8 protein-coding genes and 2 tRNA genes are annotated in these 10,784 nt (G+C 63.6%); 5 read left to right on the top strand and 5 right to left on the bottom strand.

What is annotated here, in order from left to right:
• The first annotated feature begins 240 nt into the window (after positions 1–240).
• A complete protein-coding gene (locus ACT3TS_RS19045; protein WP_444533104.1) occupies positions 241–1,101 on the top strand; it encodes a glycerophosphodiester phosphodiesterase in 861 nt (286 codons plus the stop codon).
• A 73-nt stretch (positions 1,102–1,174) separates the two neighbouring features.
• On the opposite strand, the gene ACT3TS_RS19040 is transcribed toward ACT3TS_RS19045, so the two are convergent.
• The 5 genes from ACT3TS_RS19040 to ACT3TS_RS19020 form a co-directional block, all read right to left on the bottom strand.
• Positions 1,175–1,247 (bottom strand) — tRNA-Glu (locus tag ACT3TS_RS19040).
• An 88-nt stretch (positions 1,248–1,335) separates the two neighbouring features.
• Positions 1,336–1,407 (bottom strand) — tRNA-Gln (locus tag ACT3TS_RS19035).
• Positions 1,408–1,536: 129 nt separating this feature from the next.
• Positions 1,537–2,334: an HAD family hydrolase gene (locus ACT3TS_RS19030; RefSeq protein WP_444533103.1), complete on the bottom strand. Its 798-nt coding sequence runs from the start codon at positions 2,332–2,334 to the stop codon at positions 1,537–1,539.
• 5 nt (positions 2,335–2,339) lie between these two features.
• Positions 2,340–3,839, bottom strand: a complete 1,500-nt coding sequence (gltX, locus tag ACT3TS_RS19025) for a glutamate--tRNA ligase (protein WP_444533102.1) — start codon at positions 3,837–3,839, stop codon at positions 2,340–2,342.
• Between the two features lie 258 nt (positions 3,840–4,097).
• Positions 4,098–5,936 carry an NAD(P)-binding domain-containing protein gene (locus tag ACT3TS_RS19020; protein ID WP_444533101.1) on the bottom strand — a complete coding sequence of 613 codons (1,839 nt, stop codon included), beginning with the start codon at positions 5,934–5,936 and terminating at the stop codon, positions 4,098–4,100.
• Positions 5,937–6,187: 251 nt separating this feature from the next.
• Between ACT3TS_RS19020 and ACT3TS_RS19015 the strand changes: the two genes are divergently transcribed.
• The 4 genes from ACT3TS_RS19015 to ACT3TS_RS19000 all read left to right on the top strand — a co-directional run.
• Positions 6,188–7,576 carry a GAF domain-containing protein gene (locus ACT3TS_RS19015; RefSeq protein WP_444533100.1) on the top strand — a complete coding sequence of 463 codons (1,389 nt, stop codon included), beginning with the start codon at positions 6,188–6,190 and terminating at the stop codon, positions 7,574–7,576.
• 85 nt (positions 7,577–7,661) lie between these two features.
• Entirely contained in the window at positions 7,662–8,012 is a 351-nt protein-coding gene (locus tag ACT3TS_RS19010) for an ArsR/SmtB family transcription factor (RefSeq protein ID WP_444533099.1), read from the top strand.
• Positions 8,009–8,494 carry an SRPBCC family protein gene (locus tag ACT3TS_RS19005; RefSeq protein WP_444533098.1) on the top strand — a complete coding sequence of 162 codons (486 nt, stop codon included), beginning with the start codon at positions 8,009–8,011 and terminating at the stop codon, positions 8,492–8,494. The genes ACT3TS_RS19010 and ACT3TS_RS19005 overlap by 4 nt, the downstream gene beginning before the upstream one ends.
• Positions 8,495–9,109: 615 nt before the next feature.
• Positions 9,110–10,784: hypothetical protein (locus ACT3TS_RS19000; RefSeq protein ID WP_444533097.1), on the top strand; the 1,675-nt coding region annotated here is incomplete at its 3' end.

Here is a 10,784-nt window from a genome sequence, read left to right as displayed (position 1 = left end):
CCCTGGGGCCACCCCCCAAAACCCACCCCCTGAACCGCTGAACCGCCCCGACACGACTGCATATGAGCCGCCGAACCGCTGCAAGGGGATCAACTGTCTGATCCTCTCCGCGACATTGCAAAGGGTACATTTGTTAGTCGGAAGGAAGTAGCCCAGCTACCGACTACCTCAGGGGCTAAGCAAGACATTGCTCCTGTCATTGCAAGCAAAGGCGTCTTGGTTAGTTCCGGGCCAGCAGCCATGTGCTCAACACTCGACACGACCACCCACCCCGGCCCCCGAAGTGTCACCCCAAGGAGTAACCAGAACGTGGATCTCACTCGACGCACATTACTACTGTCAGGTATAGGAGTAGCTGTGCTAGGCATCGATGGTGACAATAACCAATTATCAGTCCGAACGAGACTCATCGACCCGGTGCGGAACATCAGCTACCCCGCTATGGCCTCCCACCGCGGAGGGCGCGACCTTTATCCGGAAGGGTCGATGATTGCGTTCCGTGCCTGCGTGGCGAACTATCCCAGAACGATTCTCGAAATGGATGTGCGACCGCTCAAGGATGGAACTCTGGTGGTCTGCCACGACGCCACCGTGGACAGGATCGCCACTGGCGGGGTCACGGGCAAAGTAGCGGACATGACCGTAGCCCAATGGCAGGCCCTGAGGGTTAAGAACACATCAGGGACTGCCACCGGCCCAGCCGCATTCCTGTCTGACGTGATCACCGAATACGGCGGCAACGACGTGGTTCTCATGATTGAACTCAAGGACTACTCGGACGCCGCCAAGAATAGATACGTCGAGCAATTGTGGCCATACCGTCAACAGGTCGTATCCGCCTGCTTCGACACCAACGTTGCTCGTATGTTCGCAGGTTTCGGGTTCTCAGGGCAATACTTGGCGACGAAGCCTCCTGCCGAGTACCCGCCCTGGGTTGACCACGTTGCACTGCTCCATGAAAACATCACGCCCACCGTCGTCCAGCAGGCCCACGCTGCGGGAGCGAAACTCTGGGCGTGGACAGTAAACGACGCCGCGACGAAGGACAAGCTGCTCGCCATGGGTGTTGATGGCATCATTACCGACAACCCAACGATCTAAAACTATTTGTGGCGAGGGCGGGCACCCCGCACAGCAAAAAGGCCGGAAACCCGTGGGTTTCCGGCCTTGCTTGTGACCCCAACGGGATTCGAACCCGTGTTACCGCCGTGAGAGGGCAGCGTACTAGGCCGCTATACGATGGGGCCCTAATACATTCATTTTCGCTCAACGAACTTCAAGAATGTTACCTGAAGTTTGCCTTGCTCGCCAAATGAAAGGCGGCTTTTGCAAGCGCTGGGATACCAGGACTCGAACCTAGAATGTCGGTACCAGAAACCGATGTGTTGCCAATTACACCATATCCCAATGGCTGCGCGCGGCCCTGAAATCCGCGGGTTTCCCCGGGGTTTCTGCGGCCCTCGCGCCGGGATAAAACTATACCCGAGAGATTGCTGAACACCAAAACGGGAACACCGTTTTTTGTTGAGCCGTGCGTCACAGCTGGTTGGTGCCGCCGTCCAGTCCCATCAGCGCGTGCATCCGGCGCAAATCAGCAATGGCAGCCACCCCGGAGGCCGCGGCTGCTTCGCTTTCCAACACCTCCGGAATGGCCTTGCCGTCCCTGTTCAGCCACACCCCGTGCAGGCCCGCGTTGATCGAGCCGACGCCGTCGACCATGAAGTTGTCCCCCACGTACAAGGTCTCCCCCGGCACGGTGCCAATCAGCCGGCAGCCCTCCAGGAAGATCTCCGGGGCAGGCTTCGCCACCCCAACAGTGTCGATCCCCACGAGAACGGAGATCCGCTCCAGCCCGGCCTGGTCCAGCTTGGCGCGCTGGTAGTCGTGGACGTTGTTGCTGACAGCGCCATAGGGAATTCCTGCGGCATCCAGGGCGTCCAGCAGCGGGACCACATCCTCGAAGGCGCGGATCGACAGCGGCTGGGCGGTCTCAAAGTCTGCGATCCAGCGCTGCTCGGTGGCGGCGTCAAAACCACCGAAGCCCAGCTGTTCAAAGACGGCCCGGGCCCGTAACCCACGCTGCTCACTGAATGTGAACTCACCGGCCACATAACGGTCGTAGTAGTCGTGCGCATCGGCCATGTAGAGGGCTGCGAAATTGTCCCAGTCGGCCGCAGCAAAGTCCGGCAGCAGTCCGGCAGAGGCAGACACCATCGCATCCGCCATGGCCCGGTAGAGGTCAACAATGGTTTCATCAATATCAAACAAAACACCGCTGACCCGCCCTGCGAACGGGGCGGAGTCAACGGTGTTTTGCGGTACAGGAAGTGACAAGGTGGTTAGCCCCGGAACGCGCGCAGGCGGGCCAGCGAGGAGTCCTTGCCCAGGATCACCATGGATTCAAACAGCGGCGGCGACACCTTGCGGCCCGACATGGCCGTGCGGACGGGGCCAAACGCCAAGCGCGGCTTGACGCCCAGGCCCTCAACAAGGGCGGACTTCAGCGCGGCTTGGATCGATTCCGCGTCCCACGTCGAAAGGGGCTCAAGGGCCGCCAACGCAGCATCCAGGACCTCGGCCAGGTTCTCCGGCATGCCCTTCAGCGCATCCGCGGCGACGTCAACGCCGTCGTCCGTCTTGAACAGGAACGAGATCATCTCGGGTGCCTCGCCCAGCAGCGTGATGCGCTCCTGGACCAGCGGGGCGGCCTCATCGAGGATGACGTTCTCCCGCTCCGTCAGCTCAGCACCCACCAGGCCGGCAGCCTGAAGGTACGGAACCAGGCGGTTGCGGAAGTCGCCGGCCTCGAGCATGCGCACGTGGGTGCCGTTGATGGCCTCGGCCTTCTTGATGTCGAAACGAGCCGGGTTGGCCACGACGTCCTTGACGTCAAAGTTTTCCACCAGCTGCGCCACGGTGAAGATGTCCTCGTCGGCGGAGAGCGACCAGCCCAGCAGGGACAGGTAGTTCAGCAGGCCCTCGGGAATGAAGCCGTTGTCGCGGTGCAGGAACAGGCTTGCCTCGGGATCGCGCTTGGAAAGCTTCTTGTTCCCGGCGCCCATGACGTAGGGCAGGTGGCCGAACAGCGGCATGTACTCGGCAACACCAATCGCGTACAGCGCCTGGTAGAGGGCCACCTGGCGGGGCGTGGAGGACAGCAGGTCCTCGCCGCGCAACACGTGGGTGACGCCCATGAGGGCATCATCCACGGGGTTGACCAGCGTGTACAACGGCGCACCGTTCGGGCGGACAATTGCGTAGTCCGGGACTGATCCTGCCTTGAAGGTGATCTCGCCCCGGACCAAGTCGGTGAACGTGATGTCGGCATCCGGCATGCGCAGGCGCAGCGCCGGCTGACGACCCTCAGCCTTGAAAGCAGCAATCTGCTCCGCGGTGAGGTCACGGTCAAAGTTGTCGTATCCAAGCTTAACGTCCCGGCCGGCCGCCTTGTGACGAACTTCGACTTCCTCGGGTGTGGAATACGACTCATATGCGTGCCCGCCGGCAACCAGCTTCTCGATGACAGCCATGTAAATGTCCCCGCGCTGCGACTGGCGGTACGGCTCGTGCGGGCCGCCCACCTCAACACCCTCGTCCCACGTGATGCCCAGCCACTTCAGGCCGTCGAGGAGCTGCAGGTAGCTTTCCTCACTGTCGCGCTTGGCGTCGGTGTCCTCGATGCGGAAAATCATCTTCCCGCCGGTGTGCCGGGCGTATGCCCAGTTGAACAGGGCGGTGCGGATCAGTCCGACGTGCGGGGTGCCCGTGGGCGACGGGCAAAACCGCACCCGGACAGGAGTTTCAGCGGTGACAGTGGGGATTAAGGCAGCATTAGTCATGATGTTCCCTAGTTTAGCCGCCATGGCCAAGTTGCCTGCATCGCGGACGACGCCGGACACCGTCACCTTGGGTGCCGTGCCCGGCTGCACGGGGTGCCGCGCCCGGCTGCCTTGCGTGCCGTGCCCGGCCACAGGCCGCTTCTGGGCACAAAAAGACCCGCAGCAACGGTTCAAAAATCGCGGGGAGTCAGGATTTTTGAACCGCTGCTGCGGGACGTATTGCCCGGCGTGCCGGGAGCTTGCTGGCGGGGCGGGAGGTCAGTGGGTGTGGTATGACTCCTGCCGTTGGTAGACCGGCGTGTCCAGTCCCTCCATCCGGGCCTTCAACTGGAGGGCCAGGTAGTTGGAGTAGTGCCGGCTCTGGTGCAGGTTGCCGCCGTGGATCCAGAGGTTCTCGACATTGGTGGGCTTCCACATGTTGCGCAGCTCGCCCTCCCAGGGGCCGGGGTCGCGTTTGGTGTCCGAGCCGTAGCCCCAGCATTTGCCGACCGCATCGGCCACCTCGGGCGAGACCAGGTCCGACAGCCAGCCGTTCATTGACCCGTAGCCGGTGGCGTACACGATCAGGTCCGCTTCGAGCTCGGTGCCGTCGTCCATGGCCACCGCGTTGCCCGTCAACTTTTCCACCTGGCCGGTGGCGATCTTGACCCGCCCGTCAATCACCAGCTGGGACGCGCCAACGTCAATGTAGTAGCCGGAGCCGCGCCGCAGGTACTTCACGAACAGGCCGGAGCCGTCCTCGCCAAAGTCCAGGTCAAATCCGGCCGCCTCGAGATCGCTGTAGAACTTGCTGTCGCGCTCCGCCATTTCCGTGTAGATGGGCTTCTGCGCTTCCGGCAGGATGCGGTACGGCAGCGAGGCAAAGAGCAGATCGGCTTTTTCCGTGGTGACCCCGCTGGCCAGCGCCTCCTCCGAATACAGTCCGCCGAGGCCCAGGTCCATGAGTGACTCGCTGCGGGAGATGTGCGTGGAGGAACGCTGGACCATGGTGACTTCTGCCCCGTGCTCCCACAGGTCCGCGCAGATGTCGTGGGCGGAGTTGTTGGAACCAATGACAACGGCCTTCTTTCCCGTCCAGTCGCCACCTCCGGCGTGCTGGGACGAGTGGTACTGCTCCCCCAGGAACGTCTCGGCGCCGTCGAAGTGCGGGACGTTGGGGTAGCCGGACACGCCGAGCGCAAACACGAGCTGCTTGGGGCGCAAGGTGACGGGCACGCCGTCGCGCTTCACCTCAACCACCCACTCGCCGGCAGCCTCGTCATAAGCGGCTTTGACGGCCTCCGTGCTGGACCAGTAGTTGAGCTCCATGATGGCCGTGTAGTGCTCCAGCCAGTCGCCCACCTTGTCTTTGGAGGCAAACACGGGCCAGTCATCGGGAAACTTGAGGTAGGGAAGGTGGTCGTACCAGACCGGGTCGTGCAGGTGCAGGGACTTGTAGCGCTTGCGCCAGGAATCCCCGGCCCGGGCGTTCTTTTCCACGACGATGGTGGGCACGCCCTGGCGGCGGAGGCGTGCGGCCAGTCCGATCCCGCCCTGCCCGCCGCCGATGATCAAGGTGTTCGGCTGCTCGTCGTAGCCCAGCCGCGCCTCGCTTTCCTCTTTGCGTTCGAGCCAGGATTTGCGGCCGCGGGTGATCTCATGGTCCACGCCCCTGTCGCGTTTGCGGCCCTTCTTTTCCTCAAATCCCTTCAGCTCCTGCATGGTGGTCAGCAGTGTCCAGCATTTGCCGTCCTTCAGGCGCAGGTGCCCGTAGCCGTTGGCGGCACCCGTTTCAAAGTTGATCCAGGCTTCGGTGTTTTCGGCATCGCCGGTGGCGTCCTCCGCGAGGGCCCACCCGGTGGGGGCCACATGGTCCAGCCGGTCGGTGAGCATTTGCCCAATCTGCTCCCGGCCTTCAAAGGTTTTCAGGTTCCAGGTGAACGCAACAAAATCGCGCCAATAGCAGTCGTCGGCGAAAAGCGCCGTCGCCGCAGCCACGTCCCGGGATGCCAAGGCCGCATCAAGCGCCTCGAGCCACTCCGTGACAATGCTGGTGGGTGTGGTGGTGGTGCTGGGTCTTCCGGTGCTGCTGGCCGTACCGCTTGATGTGGGTGACATGCCGACTCCCTTGTCCGCTGCTCCGCTCCCCAAGGTGGAGAGCGTAAACTGGTCTGACGTGATTGATATCACAAGTAAAGCCCGTCGGGGGTTGCATGGACGTTTCACGCGTCGAGGACGTTGCATTCTCGGCATTGCAGCGCTGGCGTTGCGTCCTCTGGCGTTGCGTCCGCGGCACCCGCACGGGGACCGGCAAGATTCACGACCCGAGACGTTCACGACCAGCCATGGTCACCTGAAGGGAGAAATGCATGACCGAGGTGATCTCCGGCACCAGTGGCACGGGCGCCACCGCAGCGCTTCGATTCAGCGACCCGGAACGATATGCGCGCATGCTCCGCCACGCCCATGAGGACGTCATTGGCGGCGGGAACAGAGCCGAGATCGCCGTCGGAATCCAGGAGTCCTGGCGCCGCTCCCTCGCCCTGGGCATCAGCCCCGACCAGCACAGCCCCCACCATGTGCGCGAACCGGCCGAGGTCCGAGCCCTGCGCAGGGAACACCCTCTCTCCCCTGCCATCCCTGCACTGACGGAACTGCTGGGAGATGATTCCGACGGCGGGAGGCAGCTGCTGATCATCACCGATGCCGCCGGTGAGGTGTTGTGGCGCGTCGGCGGCCGGAACGCCCTGGCCCAGGCCGACTCCCTGGAATTCACCGAAGGTGCCGACTGGTCCGAATCCGGCATCGGAACCAACGCCATCAGCGAGGTTTTGCGCACCGGCTCTGCCGGGCAACTGTTTTCCGCCGAGCATCTGGTGCGCACACACCATGACTGGGCGTGCACGGCCGCGCCGATACGGCACCCCCTGACCGGGGAGCTCCTTGGCGTGCTGGACGTTTCCGGACCGCTGACTACACTGACGCCGGACTCGCTGCGCATGGTGCGGTGCGCTGTTCGGGCCGCGGAGGAAATCCTGGGCAGCAGGGCAGCCGGGGCCAGGCGCACATCGGCAATCGCCGGCCCCGCGGCGGCTGGAGCTGGACCCACGGCGGCGGGTCGGGGCGAGCATGGCACGCAAGGTGGCGGGTCCGGCGTCGGGCATGGACCTGCGGGGGCAATCGCTGGCATTGAGCTGCTCGGCGAGACGCCGGCGGTCGTGCATTCGGACGGGCGGCGGGCGCCGCTGACGTTGCGGCGTGCCGAGATTCTGGTCCTGCTGTGTTCCCGCCAGCAGGGTTTCAGCGCCGACGAACTCGCGTATGAGTTGTACGGGGAGACCGGCACGGCAGCAAATGTGCGCATTGAAATGCACCGGCTCCGGGCTGTGCTGGGTTCGGTCATTACCTCCAACCCGTACCAGCTGGCAGGTCCGGTGCGGGCTGTCGTGGACGCGAACCAGGTGCTGGCGGCGCTCCGCTCCGGAAAAGCGGGCGAGGCCCTGGCCCGCTACCGCGCCCCGCTGCTGAGCCGTTCGACGGCAGAGGCTGTGGAGCTGCTGCGTGAAGAGCTCAACGCGGCCGTCCGGACGGCGCTGCTCACGGATTCCTCGAGCACGGCACTTTCCCAGTGGCTGGCGTCCGACATGGGCGCCGCGGACACGGACGCCGTCGCCGCCTTGGAGCGGCTGGTGGGCGCAGATCCGCAGGTCGCCGCCTTCGCTGCCCGCGCACGCAGGCTGGATGCCGCGCTGCTTTAGCACGGTGGGCGGTGTGGAAACTGCCGCAAATTGTGCAGCCAGATCCATTGACGCCGGCAACCGCACGGGCGTAATCTACAACCAAATGGTTGTAGATCAAGTAAGTGAAGCCGACATTGACCGCCTGTTCCAGGCGTTCTCCGATGCCACACGGCGTGACATTGTCCGCAAGGTCACCGGGGCGCAATATTCAGTGTCCGGGCTCGCAACCCACTACGCCATGAGTTTCGCAGCGGTCCAGAAACATGTGGCCGTATTGGAACGCGCCTCGCTGATCATCAAGGAAAGGCGCGGAAGGGAGCAGCTGGTGGGGGCAAACCACGAAGGCCTGCGAAGAGCCCGCCGCCTGCTCGATGAATATGAGGCGATTTGGCGGCAGCGTGCCGCGCGGATCGCCGACATCCTGTCAGAAGAACCCGAAAAGGAACCATCATGACTGTCATCAGTTCCGTCAAGAATCCCGAGGCACTCAGCCTCACCATAGTGACCGAGTTCGACGCCGCCGTCGAACGCGTCTGGCAGATTTGGGAGGACCCGCGCCAGCTTGAACGCTGGTGGGGTCCGCCCACCTGGCCGGCAACCTTTGAGCAGTACGACTTCACGCCAGGCGGACGGGCCGCCTATTTCATGACGGGCCCGGACGGGTCGAAGGGGCGTGGCTGGTGGGAGTTTACTGCGATCACGGCCCCGAACCACCTGGAATTGGCCGACGGCTTTGCCGATGACAACGGGGATCCCGTGATTGACATTGGCGCAGCGAAGCTGACGCTCACGCTGGAGGATCTCAGCGGCCGCACCCGGATGAGCGTGAAAACGAATTTTGAGTCTGAGGAGCAGATGGCGAAGATGATCGCCATGGGCATGGAAGAAGGCATGCGCGAGGCAATGGGCCAGATCGACGCCATTCTGGCCGAGTAACTGATGGAACCAATCGCGCTCAGCAGGGTGTGAGCCGCCCCATTGGACCGGCCACGGCTTGAGCACAACTGCTAGGTTGCCGCCAGATTCCGCTTCTCTTGACCACAATTGCCGCCGTTCCCGCATTTTGCGCAGTCCACCTCCGGCAAAATGCGGGAACGGCGGCAATTCTCATAACCAGGGCAGAACGCCGGAAACTGCGAGCAAGCACCTTGATTCGAGCTCCCGGCACGGGAAATACAGAAAGCCGCCATAGGGCGCATCTGGCCGCTAAATCTCGGCATAAATGGCAAGGGCAGCAGGTCCAACTTTTGGTCACAATTACATAACGCTTGACTTAAGCACCACTCGCTCATGTAAGTTACTCGTCAGTAGCTTAATTTGTTAGCTGCATCACATTTCCCAACTTCAGTGAGGAACTGCTTATGCCCCGCAGCACTACAGGCCCGCCGTTGCACAGGTCCGCCAGAAATCACTACATTGCCCACGCCATTCTTGGTTTGCTGGTCCTGGGGCTGATCGTGTTCTTCGCCTTGACCACCACCAAAATTGCCACGGGCGCGTCACAACTCAACGATGGCACCAAGCTCACTGCTGCCGGGGCGAACAAACTCCATGACGGAGCCAACGACCTCGACGAGGGTGCTACCGCACTGTCCAAAGGGCGCAGCCACAGCGGCAGAAGGCGCCACGGCTGCCAGCGAAGGCGCCACCAAACTTTCCGGCGGAGCAACGACGCTCAGCCAGGGTATCGAAGACAAGCTGGCTCCCGGACTCGTGAGCGCCAACGATGGCGCCCTCGCATTGTCCGACGGAGCAGCCAAAACTGCCGCCGATGTCCACAACAAACTTGCCCCCGGCGTTTACTCGGTGGCCGACGGCGCCGGTCAGCTGGCAGCCGGAGGAACCGAACTGAACACAGGTGCGGCAACGATCGCCGACGGCGTCAAAAACCAGTTGGCCCCGGGCGTATTCGCGGCCAACGCCGGCGCCCAGGAGCTGTACGCCGGCTCCAAGGAACTCGAGACCGGCGCTGCCACCTTGGCCGACGGTGTCAAGACCCAGCTGGCCCCCGGCATCGGGGCCGTCGACAAGGGTGCGGGCGATCTGTCAACCGGCGCCGGCAAGCTCAACACCGGTGCACAGCAGCTGAGCACCGGGGCCGCCGCCGCCGCAAAAGGCGCAGCGGCTCTCGGTGCCGGTGCGGCAAAGACCGATGCCGGCGCCCAGCAGCTCAGCGCGGGCGCGCAGGGACTCGAAGCCGGGGCCGCCCAGCTCTCAGCAGCCCTCACTGCCTCAGCCACCGGCACTGAACCGGAAAATCTAGCTGACGGCGCGAACCAACTGGCGGCAGGCGCAGCAAAACTGGCCGGTCACGGCTCCTCTGAAGGCGTCGACGCCGAAGGGCTCGCGGCACTGCAGGAGGGGCTGACAAAGCTACGTGAAACCGCCGAAACCACGCCGGTCATACCTTTGGGACTGATTCTGGACCAACTGAAGCAGCTGGAAGCGGGCGGACTGCAGGCAGCCGAGGGCAGTGCCGCCCTCGCCGCCGGAACCCAACAGCTCCAAGGCGGCTTTGGCGTGCTGGACCAAAAAATCAACAGCACGGATCCCACCAGTCCCGGCCTTGTCGCCGGCGCCCAGCAAATGTCAGCGGGAGCCCAACAGCTCGCCGGTGGCACAGCACAACTGTCAGCTGGCCTCAACGGTGTGCCCGACGATCCCGCGCAGCCGGGACTTGTCGCCGGCAACCAGCAGCTTGCCGATGGTGCAGTGGAGGTTTCCAATGGAAGCAAGCAACTGGCGGAAGGCTCCACGGCATTGCATGCAGGCACCCAGCAACTGATGGAGGGGGTCAACGGCAAGCCGGACGACCCCGCCCAGCCAGGTCTGCTCAACGCAGTGCAGTCCTTGGCTGACGGCTCAACCGCGCTGTCTGTCGGCACGGGCAAGCTTTCCGACGGCACCGGACAAATCGCGGCAGGCCTCACTGGCACGCCGGACAAGCAAGGGCTCATCGACGGCACTGCCGCGTTGGCCGCCGGCAGCTCCACGTTGTCCGCCGGCACGCAGAAGCTCTCAGCCGGCACCCAGCAGCTGGTCTATGGCATGGACGGTACCCCCGGAGATGCCGAGAAGCCCGGTCTGCTTTATGCCGCTGACACTCTGGAGTCGGGCTCGGAGAAGCTCTCCGTCGGCACGCAGGCGCTTAGTGAGGGCGTGACGGGAGCCCCGGGCGTCGCCGGATCCGGCCTGTTGGCCGGCAGCAAGACGCTGGCCGAAGGAG

It is taken from the genome of Specibacter sp. AOP5-B1-6, from assembly GCF_052376555.1.
GTDB lineage: Bacteria > Actinomycetota > Actinomycetes > Actinomycetales > Micrococcaceae > Specibacter.
Note: the sequence above shows the minus strand (reverse complement) of the source record. Positions and strands in the feature narration are given on the sequence as shown.

Excerpts from the sequence above, each read along its gene's own strand:
- ACT3TS_RS19020 (WP_444533101.1), bottom strand. The coding sequence starts at position 5,936 with ATGTCACCCACATCAAGCGGTACGGCCAGCAGCACCGGAAGACCCAGC.
- ACT3TS_RS19005 (WP_444533098.1), top strand. The coding sequence starts at position 8,009 with ATGACTGTCATCAGTTCCGTCAAGAATCCCGAGGCACTCAGCCTCACC.
- ACT3TS_RS19010 (WP_444533099.1), top strand. The coding sequence starts at position 7,662 with ATGGTTGTAGATCAAGTAAGTGAAGCCGACATTGACCGCCTGTTCCAG.
- ACT3TS_RS19015 (WP_444533100.1), top strand. The coding sequence starts at position 6,188 with ATGACCGAGGTGATCTCCGGCACCAGTGGCACGGGCGCCACCGCAGCG.
- ACT3TS_RS19045 (WP_444533104.1), top strand. The coding sequence starts at position 241 with ATGTGCTCAACACTCGACACGACCACCCACCCCGGCCCCCGAAGTGTC.
- gltX (WP_444533102.1), bottom strand. The coding sequence starts at position 3,839 with ATGACTAATGCTGCCTTAATCCCCACTGTCACCGCTGAAACTCCTGTC.